16 protein-coding genes are annotated in these 18,740 nt (G+C 72.3%); 10 read left to right on the forward strand and 6 right to left on the reverse strand.

The window, feature by feature from the left end; translation table 11 throughout:
- Positions 1-43 precede the first annotated feature (43 nt).
- A complete protein-coding gene (locus tag CF165_RS46850) occupies positions 44-550 on the forward strand; it encodes a pyridoxamine 5'-phosphate oxidase family protein (RefSeq protein ID WP_093954076.1) in 507 nt (168 codons plus the stop codon).
- A gap of 57 nt (positions 551-607) precedes the next feature.
- Here the strand turns inward: CF165_RS46850 and CF165_RS46855 are convergent, their stop codons facing one another.
- Positions 608-1,876: a class I SAM-dependent methyltransferase gene (locus CF165_RS46855; RefSeq protein ID WP_093954077.1), complete on the reverse strand. Its 1,269-nt coding sequence runs from the start codon at positions 1,874-1,876 to the stop codon at positions 608-610.
- A 133-nt stretch (positions 1,877-2,009) separates the two neighbouring features.
- Entirely contained in the window at positions 2,010-3,566 is a 1,557-nt protein-coding gene (locus CF165_RS46860; RefSeq protein ID WP_093954078.1) for a GMC family oxidoreductase, read from the reverse strand.
- A gap of 175 nt (positions 3,567-3,741) precedes the next feature.
- Here CF165_RS46860 and CF165_RS46865 point away from each other — a divergent pair, with 175 nt between their 5' ends.
- A complete protein-coding gene (locus CF165_RS46865; RefSeq protein WP_093954079.1) occupies positions 3,742-4,977 on the forward strand; it encodes a cytochrome P450 family protein in 1,236 nt (411 codons plus the stop codon).
- A 194-nt stretch (positions 4,978-5,171) separates the two neighbouring features.
- Here CF165_RS46865 and CF165_RS46870 read toward each other — a convergent pair whose 3' ends face one another.
- Positions 5,172-10,490, reverse strand: coding sequence for a type I polyketide synthase (locus CF165_RS46870; RefSeq protein WP_093954080.1), 5,319 nt, complete (start codon positions 10,488-10,490; stop codon positions 5,172-5,174).
- A gap of 314 nt (positions 10,491-10,804) precedes the next feature.
- On the opposite strand from CF165_RS46870, the gene CF165_RS46875 reads away from it, so the two are divergent.
- Complete coding sequence (locus CF165_RS46875; protein WP_093954081.1) at positions 10,805-12,439, forward strand: (2,3-dihydroxybenzoyl)adenylate synthase; 1,635 nt, start codon at positions 10,805-10,807, stop codon at positions 12,437-12,439.
- 38 nt (positions 12,440-12,477) lie between these two features.
- On the opposite strand, the gene CF165_RS46880 is transcribed toward CF165_RS46875, so the two are convergent.
- Positions 12,478-12,735, reverse strand: a complete 258-nt coding sequence (locus CF165_RS46880) for a hypothetical protein (RefSeq protein WP_240522155.1) — start codon at positions 12,733-12,735, stop codon at positions 12,478-12,480.
- A 263-nt stretch (positions 12,736-12,998) separates the two neighbouring features.
- Here CF165_RS46880 and CF165_RS46885 point away from each other — a divergent pair, with 263 nt between their 5' ends.
- The 5 genes from CF165_RS46885 (at position 12,999) to CF165_RS46905 (ending at position 16,375) form a co-directional block, all read left to right on the forward strand.
- Complete coding sequence (locus tag CF165_RS46885) at positions 12,999-13,325, forward strand: DUF6235 family protein (RefSeq protein WP_093954082.1); 327 nt, start codon at positions 12,999-13,001, stop codon at positions 13,323-13,325.
- 232 nt (positions 13,326-13,557) lie between these two features.
- The gene (locus CF165_RS46890) at positions 13,558-14,043 is read left to right on the forward strand and encodes a DUF6423 family protein (protein WP_167441776.1); all 486 of its coding nucleotides are present in this window, start codon (positions 13,558-13,560) and stop codon (positions 14,041-14,043) included.
- Positions 14,040-15,419 carry an FAD/NAD(P)-binding protein gene (locus tag CF165_RS46895; protein ID WP_093954083.1) on the forward strand — a complete coding sequence of 460 codons (1,380 nt, stop codon included), beginning with the start codon at positions 14,040-14,042 and terminating at the stop codon, positions 15,417-15,419. The genes CF165_RS46890 and CF165_RS46895 overlap by 4 nt, the downstream gene beginning before the upstream one ends.
- Positions 15,412-15,858, forward strand: coding sequence for a DUF6187 family protein (locus CF165_RS46900; protein ID WP_093954084.1), 447 nt, complete (start codon positions 15,412-15,414; stop codon positions 15,856-15,858). The genes CF165_RS46895 and CF165_RS46900 overlap by 8 nt, the downstream gene beginning before the upstream one ends.
- Positions 15,830-16,375, forward strand: coding sequence for a carboxymuconolactone decarboxylase family protein (locus tag CF165_RS46905; RefSeq protein ID WP_093954085.1), 546 nt, complete (start codon positions 15,830-15,832; stop codon positions 16,373-16,375). The genes CF165_RS46900 and CF165_RS46905 overlap by 29 nt, the downstream gene beginning before the upstream one ends.
- Positions 16,376-16,425: 50 nt before the next feature.
- Here CF165_RS46905 and CF165_RS46910 read toward each other — a convergent pair whose 3' ends face one another.
- Together CF165_RS46910 and CF165_RS46915 are read right to left on the reverse strand one after the other, a co-directional pair.
- The gene (locus CF165_RS46910) at positions 16,426-16,920 is read right to left on the reverse strand and encodes an SgcJ/EcaC family oxidoreductase (RefSeq protein ID WP_240522157.1); all 495 of its coding nucleotides are present in this window, start codon (positions 16,918-16,920) and stop codon (positions 16,426-16,428) included.
- On the reverse strand, positions 16,917-17,387 hold the full coding sequence (locus CF165_RS46915) for an SgcJ/EcaC family oxidoreductase (RefSeq protein WP_240522158.1): 471 nt from the start codon (positions 17,385-17,387) through the stop codon (positions 16,917-16,919). The genes CF165_RS46910 and CF165_RS46915 overlap by 4 nt, the downstream gene beginning before the upstream one ends.
- Positions 17,388-17,635: 248 nt before the next feature.
- Between CF165_RS46915 and CF165_RS46920 the strand changes: the two genes are divergently transcribed.
- Together CF165_RS46920 and tpx are read left to right on the forward strand one after the other, a co-directional pair.
- A complete protein-coding gene (locus CF165_RS46920; RefSeq protein ID WP_093954088.1) occupies positions 17,636-18,097 on the forward strand; it encodes an SgcJ/EcaC family oxidoreductase in 462 nt (153 codons plus the stop codon).
- 11 nt (positions 18,098-18,108) lie between these two features.
- Positions 18,109-18,663 (forward strand): thiol peroxidase, encoded by a 555-nt coding sequence (gene tpx / locus CF165_RS46925; protein ID WP_093954089.1) that lies wholly within the window; start codon positions 18,109-18,111, stop codon positions 18,661-18,663.
- The last annotated feature ends 77 nt before the right edge of the window (positions 18,664-18,740 follow it).

Raw genomic sequence — 18,740 nt, forward strand, 5'->3', positions numbered from 1 at the left:
GGAGCCGGAACACCGATGTCGTCGATACCCCCGGGAGCCCCAGGTGAACGCGCTACCACAAGGTGATGTCCGGCTGATCGAACACGAGGTGGCACAGCGTCTGCTGGTGTCGAAGGAGCTGGCCCGCCTCGCCTACGTGGCACTGGACGGCACGCCGCGCGTGCTACCGGTCATGTTCCACTGGAACGGCAGCGAGGTCGTGATCGCGTCGTTCCACGAGGCCCGCAAGATCCCCGCCCTGCAGAAGCGGCCGGACGTGGCGATCACCATCGACACCTCGTCGCACCCGCCGGAAATCCTGCTCATCCGCGGCAAGGCGGAGCTCACCCTCGTGGACGGGGTCGCCGAGGAGTTCAAGCTCGCGAACTACCGGTACGGTGGCCCGGAGTTCGGCGCCGGCCGGATCGCCGAGGTGGACCACCCCGGCACGAAGATGTGGCGGATCGCCGTCCGCCCGGCGTGGGTCGGCGTGCTCGACTTCCGGACGCGCTTCTCCGGCGGGCGCACCGCCGACGACTTCGCCGGCCGCGGGCAGGGAAACGCCGCCTGAAAGCGGTGAAGGGCGCCTCCGGAGGATCTCGTCTCCCGGAGGCGCCCTTCAACGCGGTCAGGCCGCGGCGGCGAGCCCGCCGTTGCCCAGCACGTGCACGTCGGGCACGTAGAGGATCCAGCGGCCGCCCTGCGCGGTGAACGCCTGCTCCTTGGCGAGGATCTCTTCGGCGTGGTTCCACGCGAAGAGCACTACGTAGTCCGGGTAGTCCGCGGCGAACCGCTCCGGCGCGACCACCGGCAGGTGCGAGCCGGGGGTGAGCCGGCCCTGCTTCTCCGGCGTCGAGTCGTAAACGCACTCCACCAGGTCCATCCCGATCCCGCAGTAGTTCAGGACGGTGGCGCTCTTCGAAGTCGCGCCGTAGCCGGCGACGCGGAAGCCTTTCGCCTTCAGCTCGGTGAGCAGCGCGACGAGGTCGTGCCGGATGCGCCGGATGTTGACGCCGAACCGGGCCAGCTTGACGCGGTCGGTCAGGCCGAGGTCGCGCTCGTGCGCGAACAACCGGGCCAGGGCGGTGCCCGGTTTGCGGGCGACCGGGCGGGCGACCGAGTACCGGACCGCCCCGCCGTGCACCGCCAGCCGCTGCGCGTCGACGAGCTCGAACCCGAAGCGCTCGACCATCGCCCGCACCGAGTGCAGCGAGAACAGGTAGAAGTGCTCGTCGTAGATCTGGTCGAAGTAGTTCTTCTCGACGATGTCGCCGAGGTAGCGGTCCTCGAACACGAACAGCCCGTCTTCGGCGAGCAGCTCGTCGATACCGCGGAAGATCGAGTCGATGTAGGAGATGTGGCTGAACGTGTTCGCCGAGAAGATCACGTCGGCCCGGCCGTGCGCCTGGCGGATCTCGCGGGCGACGGACTCCTCGAAGAAGTCGACGCGCACGTCGATTCCCTTGGCCGCGGCCGTCTCCGCCGCCCCGCGCGACGGGTCGACCCCGAGGTGCCGGACCCCGTGGTCGCTGATGGTCTTCAGCATGATCCCGTCGTTGCAGCCGATCTCCACGACGAACGGGTCCGGCCCGGTGAGCTCGGTGCGCACCAGGTTCCCGGCGAACTCCTCGAAGTGCCGTCGCATCAGCGCGGACTCGGAGGAGCGGTACGGGTAGTCGTCGTGGAACATCGCTTCGCGCGGGAGCTCATCGGACAGCTGCACCATGCTGCACGAGGAGCAGATGCCGACGGCGAGGTGGTGGAAGGCCTCGCCGTCGGCCTCTTCGGCCTTCACGAAGGCGTTCGAGACGGGCTGGCGCCCGAAATCGAAGATCTCCGACACGGCTCCGCCGCAGAGGCGGCACGTCCGGGTGGCGGGTGGCGTTTCGAGCGTCACGGTGGTGTCCCTTCGGAATCGAAAAATCCCTTGCCCGGCGCGGCAAGGGTGCGGGCCGGGATGGCTGGCCCCGGGCGGGCTTTCCCCGCCTCGGCCACGCGGCGGAGGCGGGGAAAGCGGTTCGGCGCGGAGTTCACCCGGCCAGCGGGGGCAGCCCGCGCACCAGGTCCGCCGCCTTCTCCGCGATCGCGATCGTCGGCGCGTTCGGGTTGCCGCGCACCAGCGTCGGCATCACCGACGCGTCCACCACGCGCAGGCCCGCCACGCCGTGCACCCGCAGTTCCGGGTCCACGACCGCTCCCATCGCGCAGGTGGCGGCCGGGTGGTAGATCGAGTGCGCGAAGTCGCGGATGTAGTCGCGCAGGTCGTCGTCGGAGTCCGACGCGGGCGGCCGGTAGGGGTTCGCGGTGTACGCGCCGAGCGCGGTCTGGCGGGCGATCGCCAGGCCGAGCCGCACCCCCTCGACCGCTTCGGCCAGGTCCTCCGGTTCCGAAAGGTAGTTGTGGATGATCTTCGGTTTCGCCGTCGGGTCGTCCGACGCCAGCTGCACGCTGCCCCGGCTGCGCGCGGCGAGCATGGACGGCCCGTAGGACAACGCGTGCGCGGTCGGCGTGCCGAGCCCGTTGTCGGCGAACATCACCGGCGCCGCGAGGAACTCGACGTTCGGCGCCGCCAGGCCGGCTTCCGTGCGGGCGAAGCCGCCCGCCTCCGGGCCGTTCGACGTCAGCGGGCCGCTGCGCGAGCCGGCGAACTGCTCCTGGTACCGCGGCTCCCCCGCCACCAGCAGGCTGATCGGCTCGTCGTGCGCGTAGATCAGCGGTACCAGCAGGTGGTCCTGCAGGTTCTGGCCGACCTGCGGCAGGTCGGCGACGACCGGGATGCCGAGTGCCTCCAGCTGCCAGGCCGGGCCGATGCCCGACAGCATCAGCAGCTGCGGCGAGTTGTACGCGCCCCCGGAGACGATCACCTCGCGCTCGGCGCGCAGGACGATCTCCTCCTCCAGCCGGAAACCGCGCACGCCGCGCGCCCGGCCGTCTTCGACGACGACTTGGTGCACCTGCAGGTTCGCCTCGACGGTGAGGTTCGGGCGGTCCATCGCCGGATGCAGGAACGCGGTCGCCGCGCTCGCGCGCATGCCGTCCTTCTGCGTCAGCTGGAAGGCGCCGAACCCGTCCTGCGAGGCACCGTTGAAGTCGTCGTTGTACGGGTGTCCCGCCTGGACCGCCGCGGCGACGAAGGCCTTGGACATCGGGTTGCGCGACCGGCCGTCGGAGACCGACAGCGGACCGCCTGCCCCGTGGTACTCCGACGCCCCGCGCTCGTTGTCCTCCGAGCGCAGGAAGTAGGGCAGCAGCTCGCGGTAGCTCCAGCCGGGCTGGTTCCAGCCGTCGTAGTCGGCCTGGTTGCCGCGGATGTAGATCATGGTGTTGATCGAGCTCGTGCCGCCGACCACGTTGCCGCGGGGCAGGTAGACACGCCGCCGCCCGAGCCGCGGCTCGTCGTGGGTGTCGTAGTCCCAGTCCATCCTGGTCCGGAACAGCTTCCCGAACGCGGCCGGGACGTGGATGTTCGGCGAGGTGTCCGAGGGCCCCGCTTCGACGAGGCACACCGACACGTCGGGATCCTCGCTCAGCCGCGCGGCGAGTACGCAGCCCGCCGAGCCGGCACCGACGATCACGTAGTCGTACATGGGGTCGCTCCTCACACGGTCCATAGCCCAGCGATGGGTGACCCCAGGATTCCCGGCCGCGGGGGCGCCGGGCGTCTTCGAGCCTGCGCACGCCGTAAGCCTCAATCGAGGAGACGTGCCGCGAAATGCCCGGAAGTACGGTGAAAACAGCGTCGTAGGAAGCGAGGAGCTGAAGATGGCGGGCACCGATCTGTCGAGTCCGGAGTTCAAGGCGAATCCGTACCCGTCGTACGCCGAGCTGCGGAAGGAAGCGCCGGCCCACCGGGTCCCGGGGCCGATGGGCTCCGAAATCTGGCTGATCACGCGGTACACCGACGCGCGGCAGGCCCTCGGTGACCCCCGGTTCGCGAAGGACCCCCAGCACGCTCCCGAATGGGCCAGGCTGCTCGCCGGCGGGGCGTCGGACGAGGGGCCGTTCGGCCGCAACATGCTCAACAGCGACCCGCCCGACCACACGCGGCAGCGGCGCCTGGTCAGCATGGCGTTCACGAACAAGCGGGTCGAGCGGCTCAAGCCCCGGATCGCGGAGATCACCGCGGAGCTGGCGGACGCGATGGCGGGCAAGCCCACGGCCGACCTGATGGCCGAGTTCGCGCACCCGCTGCCGATCACGGTGATCTGCGAGCTGCTGGGAATCCCGGTGGCCGACCGCCACGAGTTCGCCACCTGGACGCGGATGCTGCTCGCCTCACCGTCCACTCCGGAGGGGGTGGAGAGCAGGCGCCGCGGCAATCAGCTCATGAACGGCTACCTCACCGCCCTGATCGAGCGGATCCGTCCCGGCGTCGATCCGGCGCTGGACTACGACGCCCAGCCCGACCTGCTGAGTGCGCTCATGGTGCCCTGGCAGGAGGACCGGCTGTCCGAGCGCGAGCTGCTCGGCATGATCAAGCTGCTGCTGGTGGCCGGGCACGAGACCACGGTCAACCACATCGGCAACGGCGTGCTGGCGCTGCTGCTGCGCCCGGACCAGCTGGAGCTGCTCCGCGCCCGCCGTGAGCTGCTGCCGAAGGCGGTCGAGGAGCTGCTGCGCTTCGACGGGCCGATCGAGCGGGTGCCCTGGCGGTTCACCACCGAGGACGTCGATCTCGGCACCGTGACGATCCCCCGGGGCAGCGCGGTGAACGTGGTCCTCGGGTCCGCCGACCGCGACCTGACGCAGTTCGCGGACGCCGACGAGCTCGACATCACCCGCGCGGAGAACCAGCACCTGGCGTTCGGCTTCGGCGTGCACTACTGCCTCGGCGCCCCGCTGGCCAGGGCGGAGAGCCGCATCGCGTTCGACACGCTGCTGACCCGCTTCCCCCGCCTGGCCCTGGCGATCCCGCCGCGCGAGCTCCGCTGGGAGATCGGCGGGCCGAACATCATGCGAGGCCTCGGCGCGCTCCCCGTGACCTTCGACGGCGAGTAACGTCCCGCGGACCGGACCCTCCGTACCCGACGACCCCCCGGGTGCGGAGGGTCCTGTCATGTCCGGGGTCACGCCGCACTCTCGTGACGCGGCAGGGAAACCCGGCCACGGCTTCGCCGCGGGCGGTGCCGCGAAAGGCCGATGGCCCTGATCCGTCCCTTGTGGACGGAGCAGGGCCATCGGCCTTCGTTCGATCAGGCGGCTTCCGCTTGCTCTTCCCCTGCCTCCGCCTCGCCGCGGAGGATGCCGGTGATGTGGCCGGCCAGCGCCGCGACCGTCGGCTTCGCCCAGAGGATAGTCGGCGGGAAGTCGAGGCCGAAGCGGCGGCTCAGGCGGACCCGCAGGCCCACCGTCATCACCGAGTCCACGCCCAGCTCGACCAGCGGGCGCCGCAGGTCGACGTCGGCCGGGGCCAGGTTCAGCTCCGCGCCGACCTGCTCGCGGACGCCGTCGGTGACCAGCTCGCGCGCCTCCGGCTCGGACAGCGCCGTCCAGTCCACTTCGGCCGCCGCGTCCCCTTCGCCCGCCGCGCCGTCGATCGCCGCCAGGTCGCGGAACATCGGGACCCTCGCCGTGTGCGAAGGCAGCGGCAGCACGCGCAGGATCGCCTGGTACGGGGCGTCGTACCGCTCCGCGAACGCCCAGGCGCGGAACGCCTCCGACGCCGTGATCGCCTCCAGGCCGCGCGCGTTGGCCTCGAACATCGTGCTCGCGATGTCCCCGGACATGCCGACCCCGCGCCACGACGTCCACCCGATGCTCGTGGTTTCCGTGTGGCCACCGGCGTTCCGGTGTGCGGCCAGCGTGTCGAGGAACGAGTTCGCCGCCGCGTAGCTCGTCTGCCCGGTGAGCCGGGCGAACTGGCCGCACGAGGAGAACAGGACGAAGAAGTCCAGCGTCCCCGGCGGGAACTGCCGGTGCAGCACCAGCCCGCCGCGGGCCTTCGGGGCCAGCACCTCGCGCAGCCCGTCCTGGTCGACCTTGTCCACGAGGGCGTCGTTGACCACGCCGGCGGCGTGGATGACGCCGCGGATCGGCGGCAGGCCGTGCGTCGCCGGGTCGAGTTCGCGGGCGACGTCGGCCGCGTCGGTGATGTCCACCGCGACCGCGCGCACCGTCACCCCCGCGGCCTCCAGCGCCAGCACGCCGTCGATCTGCGCCCGCGTCTGCGAATCGGTGACCGCGTCCCACTCCGCGCGCGGCGGGAGGCCGCGCCGTCCGGCGAGCAGGAGCCGCCGGGCGCCGCGGTCGGCGAGCCAGTGCGCGACCTCCAGGCCGAGCCCGCCGAGCCCGCCGGTGACGAGGTACGTCCCGGTGGCGCGGCACTGGAGCCCGGGCCCGTCGGCAGGCCGCTCGATCGTGGTCAGCCGGGCGACCTCGGTGGCGTCCCCGCTGAGCGAGATGACGTCCTCGGCGCCCGCGGCGTGGCGCAGGAGCTCCAGGATCCGCTCGCCGGTGCGGCCGTCCACCTCGTCGACGTCGATCGCACCGCCCCACAGCTCGGGGTGCTCGCCCGCGGTGATCCGCGAGATGCCCCACAACGGGCCGTGCACCAGCGACTGCTCGCCGCCGGCCTTCCGCACTCCCCGCGAGAGCGACCAGATCCGCTGCGGCGCCACGCGGTCGCCGCCGATCGAGACGATCTCCCCGACGCGCTGGATGGTCCGGATGAGCGTCCAGCTCGCGCGCTCGGTCGCCGTCTCCAGCACCTCGCCCTCGCGGATGACCGACGGCGCGACCACGATCGCGCTCGGCTTGGCGAGCAGCTGCTCGCCGAGGTCCACGGTGCAGCCGCACTCGTGCGGGACGTGGGTGTGCGTGTTGGGGGTGCAGATCCGCACCACCGGCACGCCCAATGCCTCGATCTGCTCGGCCAGGTCCGGCGTCAGGGTGGGGTCGCCGACCAGGACGACCTGCTCGAACTCCGCCGATTCCGGGTCGGCCTCGAGCGGTTTCCACGTGATCTCGTGGACGAGGTCCCGCGGGCCCGCCGCGGTGGCGCCGAGGTGCTCGACCGCGGCGAACCGCAGGCCGGTGACCTCGCAGACGATCCGGCCGGTCTCGTCGGCCACCTGGACGTCGGTGGTGTCGATCGGCGAGCGCGGCGACCGGCGGCTGTGCACCTGGATCCGCGCCGGCGGCGGGCCGTCGAAGACGACCTTCTCGATGCCCCGCGACATCCACAGCACCGGCGCGTCCTCCGGCGTGACCACGACCGCGCTGATGGTCAGCGCGCCGTCGATGACGTGCGCCCAGCTGGTCGCGTGGTCGGCGTCCGGCTCGATGGTCATCACCGCGAGCTGGTCGGTGTCGCCGCGGCGCAGCTCTTCGAGGTCCCACGGGAACGCGTAGCCGCCGACACCCATCCGGCGGAACATCGTGTCGACCTGCTCCCACGATGCTTCCGGCAGTCGCTCGCGGAGCCCGGCGACGTCGACGTGGCCGTCGGTGAGCCGCACGCCCGGGTCGACGACCGCGGTGGTGTGGGTGATCCACTCGTGCTCGTCGCCGCCGTCGTCGTCCTCGGCCAGCCGGGTGGACAGCCGCAGCGTGTTCTCCGACTCCACGATCTGCACGATCCGCGGCGGCACCACCGAAAGCGGCGTCCGCAGGACGATGTCGGTGATCGCCGCGGACTGCCCGTCGCGCGAGGCCGCCTCCGCGAAGGTGTTGATGATCGACGCGGCCGGGGTGATCTCGACCCCGACGACCTCGTGGCTGAGCGGGTACGGCCGCACGTCCATGTCCAGGTGCGTCTGCCACACCACCCGGGTGGGCGAACCGCTGACGGTGGTCTTGCCGCCCAGCAGGCTGTGCCGCTGGGGGTCGTGGCCGGCACCGAGGCCGCCCGCGCCCACCGCGCCGTCGCCGAAGATCCAATAAGGACGGTGCTGCCACGCGGCGGGCGGCAGCGGGAGCTGCGGCGCGTCGGGGTGCTCGGCGGACCAGTCGAACTCGGCGCCGTGGCAGTGCAGCTCGGCGAAGTTCGCCAGCAGCGTCGCGACCTCGTCCTGGTCGCGGCGCAGGGTGCACGCGACGGTGGCCTCTTCGACGCCGTGGTGCTCCAGCGTCTCCTTGATGGAGTGGGCCACCACCGGGTGCGAAGAAACCTCCAGGAACAGCCGGTGACCGTCCTCGATCGCCGCGCCGACCGCCTGCGCGCAGCGGACCGGCTGGCGCAGGTTCGCCACCCAGTAGCCGCTCCCGCGTTCGTCGGCCGCCCGCGGGTCGGCCAGCGCGGTGCTGTACAGCGGTACCGCGGGGGAGCGCGGGTGCAGCTCGGCGGCCGCCGCGGCCACCCGGGCGGTGACGTCGTCGACGTGCCTGCTGTGGAACGCGATGTCGGTGTCGACGGTCCAGACGCCGACGCCGTCGGCCTTCCACTGCTCGGCGAGCCGCTCGACCGCCGCGCGGTCGCCCGAGATCACGGTGGAGCCCGGGCTCGCCGAGATGGCGGCCTCGATGTCGGCGCGCCCGGTCAGCCGCGCCGAGGCTTCGTCGAAGCCGAGGCTCACCAGCGCCATGCCGCCCCGGCCGGCCAGCGGCTGGAGGGCCGCGGCGCGGCGGCAGGCGAACCGGGCGGCTTCCCGGACGTCGAGGGCGCCTGCCACGACGGCGGCCGCGATCTCGCCGACCGAGTGGCCGATCACCGCGCCCGGCGTGGCACCGTGGCGGCGCCACACCGCGGCGAGCGCGATCTGGATGGCGAAGGTCATCGCCTGGACGTGCGAGGCACTCCAGGGCCCACCGTCCACAATGGCCTCACGCGGGGTCCAGCCCAGCTCGGTGCGGAAGACGTCGGCGAGCGAGTCGACGGCGTCGGCGAACACGGGCTCCTCGGCGAGGAGCTTGCGGCCCATGCCGGACCACTGCGCACCGTGACCGGAGAACACCCAAACGGCCTTGCCGCCGGCGTCGGACGGGACGCGGGCGCTGACGACGCCCGGGCCGGGTGTGCCTTCGGCCAGGTTCCGGAGCCGCTCGGTGAGCTCGGTGACCGAGCCGGCGACGACCGCGCCGCGCTGCGCGAGGTGGGAACGGCGCCGCGAGAGCGTGGTGCCGACCGAAGCGAGGGAAACGTCGGGGTTGGCGGCGAGCCAGTCCGCGGTCTTGCCGGCGAGGGCCCGGACGCCCGCCTCCGACGCCGCCGACAGCGGGAAGACCGAAGCCACCGGCTCGGGCACCGCCGCCCGCAGCGCCGCCGGCACCGCGGCCGGGGCCTCGCGCAGGATCACGTGGGCGATCGAGCCGCCGACGCCGTAGCTGGAGACGCCCGCGACGCGCGGCTGCCCGCCACGCGGCCACGCCCGGCGGCCGTCGACCAGCCGCAGGCCGGAGTTCGCCCAGTCGAAGTCGGGGTTCGGCGCGGTGTGCAGGCTCGGCGGCAGCTCTTCGTTGCGCAGCGCGAGAATCGTCTTGATCACGCCCGCGATCCCGGAGCCCGCCTCGACGTGCCCGATGTTCGGCTTCACCGAGCCGATCAGGCACGGCTCGTCCGCCCGGCCCGCCCCGAAGACGGCGGCCAAGGCGCGGGCCTCTTCCCGGTCGCCGACCGGGGTGCCGGTGCCGTGCGCCTCGACGTAGCCGACCGACCGCGGCGAAATCCCGGCGCGCAGGTAGGCCTGGCGCAGCATGTGCTCCTGCGCGTCGCTGTTCGGCGCCATCATGCCGTCGGACCTGCCGTCTTGGAACACGCCACCACCGGCGACGATCGCGAGCACGTCGTCGCCGTCGCGCCGCGCGTCGGACAGCAGCTTCAGCACGACCACGCCGGCGCCTTCACCGCGGCCGTAGCCGTCGGCGTCGGCGGCGAACGCCTTGGACTTGCCGTCCGGGGCGAGCGCACCGGCGCCCTCGAGCGCGATGTTCAGCGTCGGGCTGGCCATGATGTTGACGCCACCGACGATCGCGACCGGCGTCTCCCCGACGCGCAGGCTCTGGCACGCCAGGTGCAGCGCGGTCAGCGAGCCCGCGCACGCGGTGTCGACGGCGAGGCTCGGCCCGCGCAGGTCGAGGAAGTACGAGATGCGGTTGGCGATGCCGTAGTAGGTCGTGCCGTTGACCGCGTACGCGCCGGTGCGGCCCACGTCCTCCAGCAGCCGCCGTCCGTAGTCGTTCGAGTTGGCGGCGACGAACACACCGGCCTCGGTGCCCCGCAGCAGGTGCGGCGGCAGGCCGGCGTTGACCAGCGCCTCCCAGGCCAGCTCCAGCACGATGCGCTGCTGCGGGTCCAGGAAATCGGCCTCCTTGGGGGAAATCCCGAAGAAATCGGCGTCGAAGCCCTCGATGTCGTCGAGGAACGCGCCCTTGCGGGTGGTGTTCCGGAGGATGTTCGTGGCCTGCGGGCTCACGGCGGCATACGGCTGCCAGCGCTTGTCCGGCATTTCGCGCACCGAATCACGCCCGTCGACCAGGAACTCCCAGAACTTGTCCAACGAGTCGAGATCCGGGGCGAAGCGGCAGCTCATGCCGACGACGGCCACTGATTCTGTGAATTCCACGTCCTGGCTCAAGTCCCGGCTCCTCTGCAAATCACGACTCGGCAGCGGCACCGGCGTCCGGTCGTCCGCTGGTCTTCTCGATTCCGCGCATGACCCGTGGGCGGGCGGCGCCAACGGATGCCATTCTTCGGAACCGGTGCGGCCGCGGGCATCTCTTCGGTTGCCCGTCGTCGGTGCGAAGTGGAAGGATCGTGCATTTCACACCCGGCGGGATGGAAATCGCATACCCCGTGCGGGATTCCGCGGCGGCGCATCCGAAGAGACGCGGCGGCGGGGCCCGCTGCCTACCCTCCGAACCGGAACACCACCACCAGAGGAGGTCCGGGATGCCGGAGAGGACGAGCGCGGGCACCACGCCGTGGCCGCCGGAGTTCGCCACCCGGTACACCGCCGAGGGCTACTGGGCGGGCCGGTCCCTCGGCGCGCTGCTGGGCGAGGTGGCCGGCTCGGACGCGCCCTGCCTCGTCGACCGCGGCCTGCGGCTCAGCCACCGCGAGCTGCTGTGCCGCGCGGACGGCGCCGCCGCCCGGCTGCACGCGCTCGGCCTGCGCCCCGACGACCGCGTCGTGCTCCAGCTGCCGAACCGGTGGGAGTTCCTGGTCGTGACGATGGCCTGCCTGCGCCTCGGGATCGTTCCCGTCCTGGCCCTGCAGGGACACCGGAAGCAGGAGCTCGCGGCCGTCGCCGGGCACGCCGAAGCGCGGGCGATCGTCACCGCGGGCACGGTCCGCGGCTTCGACCACGAGGCGCTGGCGCACGAAGTCGCCGCCGGGTCGGCGACCGTCGAACACGTGCTCGTCACCGCCGACGAGCTCGCCGCGGGCAGCCTGGACCTGCGGGCGCTCTGCCGGCCGGCCACCGGGCCGCTGCCGCCGGTGCCCGAACCGGACGGCACGGCGGTCGCGCTGTTCCTGCTGTCCGGCGGAACCACCGGCGCCCCGAAGCTGATCGCCCGCACCCACAACGACTTCGCGTACATGGTGCGGCGGGCGGCCGAGATCTGCGGCCTCGGCCCGGACAGCACCTACCTCGCGGTGCTGCCGCTGGGCCACGGCTTCCCGATGACCGCGGCGCTCGGCACGGTGCTGGCCGGTGGCCGGGTGGTGCTGGCCGGCTCGCCCGCGCCGGAGGGCGCGTTCGCCCTCATCGACGCCGAGCGCGTGACCATGACCTCGCTCGTCCCGGCGGTCGTCCAGCGCTGGCTCGACCACCGTGCGGCCGACCGCCGCCACGACCTCGGCTCGCTGCGCCTGATCCAGGTCGCGGGCTCGAAGCTGCCCGAAGACGTCGCCGCGCGGGTCACGCCCGTGCTCGGCGGCGTCCTGCAGAACGGGTACGGCATGGGCGAAGGCCTGTTCTGCCTCACCCGCCCGGACGACCCCGCCGAAGTCGTCTGCCGCACGCAGGGCAGGCCCATCTCCCCCGCCGACGAGCTGCGGCTGGTCGACGACCGGGGCCGGCCGGTCCCGGACGGCGAACCGGGAATCCTGCTGACGCGCGGTCCTTACACGCCGCGCGGCTACTACCGCGCACCGGAGAAGAACGCGCAGGCCTTCGTCGACGGCTGGTACAACACCGGGGACGTCGTCCGGCTGCGCCCGGACGGCAACCTCGTGGTCGAGGGCCGCGAAAAGGACGTGATCAACCGCGGCGGGGAAAAGATCTCCGCCGAGGAGATCGAAACCTTCGGCCGCGCGGCCGGTGCCCGGGAGGCGGCCGCGGTGGCGATGCCGGACGCGGAGCTCGGTGAACGGATCTGCCTGTACGTCACGGGAACGCGGCTCGAGCTGCCGCGGCTGCGCGCGGCCATGCGCGAGGCGGGAGCCGCGACGTTCAAGCTGCCGGAGCGGCTCGTCCACGTCGACGCGCTGCCGTTCACCGCGGTCGGCAAGGTCGACAAGAAGGCACTGCGCGCCGACATCGCCGCCCGCCTGGCGGCCGAGCAGCGACGGGCGGGCTGATGGGGAACGGGATTTCGCGCTCACCGGGCGAGTGCGCGTCAGGCCGCGTTCTTCCGCATGCCCGCATCGGACGGGCGCGGCGGGAACGTGCTGTGCCCCGCGTGCACGGCGACGTAACGGACGACACCGTCCAGCAGGGCCTCGATGTCCGTCCGCTCACCGGCGCCGAACTCTCCGCCGCAGGCGGCGCACGTCCGCTGGCGCTCGGCCGCGCTCAGGGGCCTGCTCGCGCGAGCACGCCGGGGCGGCCACCGGCGTCCGGAGCGGATCCGCCGGGAGTCAAGGTGTTCGCTCATCGGGCACCTCGGTGGGGTCGTCCGTGGGTTCGTCACACCTCTCCAGCTCACCGCACCGCCCGGCGGCTCCGCGTCTCGTGCGCTGCGGACTCCCGCGGCGGCGATGGCAGTTTCGAAGATGACCGCGGGTCGCGCCCGCCCCCAGACTTGAAGTGATACCGCTCCGGGAGGACGAGGAGCCTCCGGCCGTCCATCGGCGGGCCGTCACGCGCACGCCCGGGCCCGCTCCAGACATCGGCGTGCGCTCGTTGGGAGGCCAGCGGATGGCTATGCGCCTCCAGCTCAGCGCGGGACTCGAGGTGCTCGAAGAATGGTCGGCCGCCGCGAGCCAGGCCGAACGGAACATCGTCTACGAAGCGCTTTTCGCGATCGGCGACGGTTCGGCTTTCCTCATTTACGACGTGTTCGGCGACCCCCAGCAGATCCACAACTTCGCCATTCTGGTGAAGGCCGACCTGATGATCAAGGTGTGCATCCACCGCGGCGAGTCCTTCGAGATCTGCGACATCGGCGTGCTCGACGACGAGACGCCGCTTCCGGACGCTCCGGCGAGGCCGGCCGAAGTCGACGTCGACTCCGAAGATCTTTGAGCGGGGGTCCGCACCGCCCGGATGCCGCACCGGCGGCCCGGCCGCACGGACCGGACACCCGTCGTGATCATGTATTCGTCATCTTGCGGTGCCCCGGCCGCTCTGGAATCCTCGGGCCGTACTGGGTGGGCAAATGGGGGTTCTCGGGGGAACTAGGAGGCCACGCACCATGTCTTCACCGGATTTCGCCGGGCTGGACGTCTCCGGCCGCGTGCGCGCGAAGGACATCCAGATGGCGGGAGTCGCCGATCTCCGGCGGCGGGTACTGATGATTTCCGGCGCGATCGACACGACCGACCACGACGTCTCGGTGACGGTGAACCTGCCGGAACCCGGGCGCTGGCAGGTCATCAAGTCCGAAACGAACCTGACCGAGCAGACGTGGGTCGCGATGCAGGTGGTCATGGACGAGGAGTCGACCTTCGTGAACGATCCCGAATCGCTCGTGATGTCGCGGCAGTTCTCGAAGTCGTTCATGACCCCCGACCAGCGCCGCCTGACGTTCTACGGCGGTGAGGTGCGGCCGGGCGAAGCGGTCCTCAAGGTGTACGAGATGGAGACCACCGGCCGGAAGCCGGCCTACTCCTACTCACGCTACAGCCCCATCGCCACCGACAGCCTGGAGAAGTCCGAGCAGACGCTCGAAGAGCTGGTGGCGAACGGGATGGCCCGGCGGCCGATGGTGGAAGTGGTCGTCCCGGTCACCGTGATCGGATGACCGGCACGCCGGGGCCGGTGACCGGCACCTCGTTCGTCCCCGGACCGCACCTGCTCGGTTCGCCGCGCGGCCGGGACTGGCCGCGGCCGCCGGCCGGGCTCCCCACAGGGCTCCCGGCAGGGCGGGACGAGCCGCCGCCAAGCGCCGACGTCGTCGTGGTGGGGGCCGGCCCGGCGGGCCTCGCGGTCACCTCGGCACTGTGGCACCACGGGGTGCGCGACATCGTGGTCCTGGACCGCGGCGGCCGCGCGTGCGGACGGTTCTTCGCCCGGACCGACCGGCTCGGCCAGCGCGTGCTGCGCTCGCCGTACGAGCACCATCCCGGCGTCGAGGGCTTCCGCGACTGCGAGCTGCTGGACTTCGCCCGGCTGCACTGGGGGCGGCTCACGCCGGTGGAGCGCCGCGAAGTGCGCATGGCGCAGGCGGGCCACCGCTCGGTCGTGCCGGTGGACGTCTTCGAGGCCTACTGCGAGCACCTCGTCGCCACGCACGAGGTCGCGGAGAAGACCTGGCGAGCGGTCGTCCGCGAGGTGCTCCCCGCCGACGGCGAGGTCGTCGTGCGGACCGACCGCGGACCGGTGACCGCCCGGCACGTCGTGCTGTGCCCCGGTGAGGAGCGCGTGGCGGCGCCGTCGTCGTGGTGGGGGGACGGGCCCGTCCCGTCCGGCGTGACGTACTGGGACGAGCCGGCCACGCCGGGCGCGGGCCGCCAGGTGGTCGTGGGCGCCGGGCTCACCGCCGCCCACCTCGTCAGCGGAGCGCTCGAGGCCGGGCGCGAGGTGCACTGGGTGGTCCGCGCGGCCACCGAGCACTACCAGTGCGCCGACGTCAACGCGAAGTTCTTCCGTCCCGAGGGGCGGGCCCGGATCGGCGGCGTGCCCTGGGCGGACCGCCTGGAACTGTTCGCCCGCTACCGCCGCGCCTCGATCATGTTCGAGTTCCGCCCGGCGCTCGCACGGGCCGAGGCCGAGGGCCGGCTGGTCGTCCACCGCGGCGAGGAGGTCACGCGGGTCGCGGCTGGCCGCGGCGGGACGGTGGAACTGCGGCTCGCGAATGGGCGGCTGGTCGCCGGGGACGACGCCGTGCTCGCGCTGGGCACGAAACCGGAGATCGGGCTCGGCCTGCTGCCGGCGTCCGCCGTCGGTGCGCGGGACGGCTGGCCGGACCTCGACGGGCGTACGCTCGCCTACGCCAGGGCGCCGCGCGTGTCCGTCGTCGGCGCGGCGGCCGGGATGGTGCTCGGGCCGGCAGCCCGCAACATCGACGGCCACCGGGTCGCCACGGCCAGGGTCGCCGACGCCGTCGCCCGCGGCCTGCGCCGTGACGGCGTCTTCGTGGACGCACTGCCCCGGAGCGAGGTGGGGGCCGGTGTCTGACTCCCGGTTCGACCTGCCCGATCTCGAGGTGACCGCGGCGGAGGAAGCCGGGGTGATCCTGCTCGGGCTGGACCCGGACCGGCTGCTCGCCGGGCTCGGTTTCGCCGGTCTGGCCGACGATCCGGGGCTCGTCGCCCAGATCGTCGACCGCGCCCGTCACGGCGGGTTCACGACCGGCCACGCCGAACTGGTCGACGGCGGAGCCCGCCGGTGGCGGCTCCTGCGGCCGGCCGTCGCGGCAGTGCCCGCGAAGGCGGCGAGCGGGGGCTTGCGTCGCGAATGGCGGGACACGGCCGCCCGGGTCGCCGTCGCCGTGCCGGACGCGGGTCCGGCCGCACGCGCCTACCTGGCCGCGTGCTGGATCCGCCGCGAAGAAATCGACCGGCTCACCGACCGAGAGGACCTCCGCGATGTCGTACCTCAAATCCCTGCCGGCTGAGACGACCCTGCTGCAGGTGTTCCGGGCGCACCCCGAACCGGCGCGGCACCTGCTCGCGTTCCACGAGACGCTGCTGCGCGGCGACTCGCCGTTCACCGTGGCCGAACGCGAGATGATCGCCGCCTACGTCTCGGGGGTGAACAGCTGCGGCTACTGCCACGGCATCCACACGGTGACGGCGGAGACCTTCGGCGTGCCCGCCGGTGTCCTCGCGGCCGCGGTCGCGGACCTCGGCAGCGCACCGGTGCCGGAAAAGCTGAAGCCGGTGCTGGCCTACGCCGGCAAACTGACCCGCACGCCGTCCCGGATGACCGAAGCCGACGCCGAAGCCGTGTTCGCGGCGGGCTGGGACGAGCAGGCGCTGCACGACGCCGTGCTCGTGTGCGCCCTGTTCAACTTCATGAACCGGATGGTCGAGGGCCTCGGGATCGAAGCGGACGCGGCGTACGCGACGACGTCCGGCGAGCGGCTGGCCGAGACCGGCTACGCCGGCTTGGCCCGGTTCCTCGACGACTGAGGTCCGCACGCGTGGAAGAGCCCGCCGGCCTGCGGGCTCTTCCACGCCGGTCAGCCCTTGACCGGGCTGCTCTGGTGCGAGACCAGGCGCGGGCCGTCCTCGGTGCGGGTGATCACCCACACCGCCCGGATCTGGTTCTCCGGGGCGATTTCCGACTCGCCCGGCCGGATGATCCCGCCCTCGGTGACCGCGATCGCGACGTCCGGGGCGAGGAACCTGACGTCCAGCGGCCAGCCGTGCACGCGCGCGCCCTTCAGGGCGCCGTGGAAGGACGCCCGCAGGTAGCCGCGGATCTCCTCCCGGCTGACGAGCTGGTTGTCCTGCAGCAGCAGGCTGCCGTTCTCCGTGAAGACGTCGGCGAAGACGTCGGCGTCGTTGCGCGCCCAAGCGTCCTGGATGCGCTGCGGCACGGACAAAACGGCCTTCTCGTCCGCACCGGTGAAGTTCCGGTAGAACGACGTGTCCTCCTCGACGCCGTGCGCCGCGAGGATCGCCGGGGCGTCGCCCCAAGCATTGTCCGACACGATGATCTCCTGTCCTGTCACCAGCGCAGGGTCGCGCCGGCGCCACGGGGGCTGTTCTGGTAGACGGCCAGCTGCCACTCGTTGTCCCGCTTCACGACGACCCACGTCGAGCGGACGGCGAGCTCGTCGTCGATCTCGGTCTCGCCCGGCGCGAGGATGCCGCCGTGGGTGCGCAGCAGGGCCACGGTGTCGGAGACGAACCGGACGTCGACCGGCCGTCCGGTGACGCCGGTGCCCTTGAACGGCCCGGCGTAGGCGGCGGTCATGAACGAGCCGATCTCGTCACGGCCCTTCTTCAGCACGTCGCCGGGCAGGATCAGGGTGCCGTCTTCGGTGAAGCACTTGGCGACGCCGTAGCCGTCGTTCTTCGACCAGGCGGCGACCAGCCGCAGAGGCACGCTGAGAGCCTCCTTCTCCTTGTCCGAGGTGAACGGTCCGTAATAGGCGTCCAGCCTGGCCTGGTCCTGGGCGGAAGTGGGTGCGGACACTGTGCGACTCCTTCGCTCGGTCGGCCGACCACGCATGGGAAACACGATCAGCGCATACGCCGAAATGGTCGCAAGCCCGGCGGCCCGCGAACGTCTTCTCGGTTGCCGCGGGTGCGGTTTTCGGGACCGGGGCGGGCGCATTCGAGGAGACGCGGCGGATCGGCGCGCCGGGTGATCCTGGTGCGGACAGCGGGCCGCCGTCGCGGCACCGGAGAACCATCCCCGGAAAGTCAGCCAAGGAGAGCCGGATGTCCCAGAAGGCATCGTCCCTCGTAGCGGGGGCCAAGCAGTGGGCCACGTACTACGGCAAGTTCACCCAGGGCGCGGAGAGCGCGGCCCTGGCCGCACCGCTGCGCGCCCGGGCCGCGTGGGACGCCAACGACGCGGACGCGTTCGCCGACGTCTTCACCGAAAACGGCAGTATTCTCGTCGACGACGAGCAGATCAACGGACGCGAGGCGATCCGCGCCTTCTTCACCGAGGCGTTCGCCGCCGGCGGTGTCCTCGCCGGCACGCGGATCATCTCCGACCCGATCGAGATCAAGCTCGTCGAGCCGGGCGTGGCCGTCGTGATCACCGACGGCGGTGTCCTGCACGGCGCCGAGACGACCGTGCCCGCGCAGCAGACCGTGCGCGGCACCTGGGTCACCGTGCGGGAAGGCGAAGAGTGGCGGCTCGTTTCCCAGCAGACCAGCCCGGTCCAGGGCTGAGCGGGGGCGAGATGACGACCGAACGCAAGGCAGCCACGACCTTCCGCGGGCACCCGGTGACCCTCGTCGGCCCGGAGCTCGCCGCGGGCGACCGGGCACCGGATTGCACGGTGCTGGCCGGTGACATGTCGCCGGTGCGGTTCGCCGACCTGACCGGGACGCGGGTGATCTCGGTCGTGCCGTCTCTCGAGACGCCGGTCTGCGACCTCCAGACGCGCCGTTTCGACGAAGCCGTCGCCGAACTGGGCGAAGCCACGGTACTGACGGTGTCGGTCGACCTGCCGTTCGCCCAGGCGCGCTGGTGCGCCGCGGCCGGCTTGACCGGAGCGGACGGGCGTGGCGGGGTCCGCGTGCTGTCCGACCACCGCGACGTCTCGTTCGGCCGGGCGTACGGCGTGCTCATCAAGGAGTTCCGCCTGCTGGCCCGTGCGGTTTTCGTGGTGGACGCGACGGGCACGCTGGTCCACGCCGAGTACGTCCCGGCGATCGAGCAGCACCCGGACTACGACGCCGCCCTCACCGCGGCACGGGAAGCGGAGCGGCAACGCCTCGCCCGCGCGGCGTGAACCCGGAAGGCCGTCACCGCCCACGCGGTGACGGCCTTTCCACAACGGGCATCACGTGTGATCAGCGGGGACACAAG

It is taken from the genome of Amycolatopsis vastitatis, from assembly GCF_002234595.1.
GTDB lineage: Bacteria > Actinomycetota > Actinomycetes > Mycobacteriales > Pseudonocardiaceae > Amycolatopsis > Amycolatopsis vastitatis.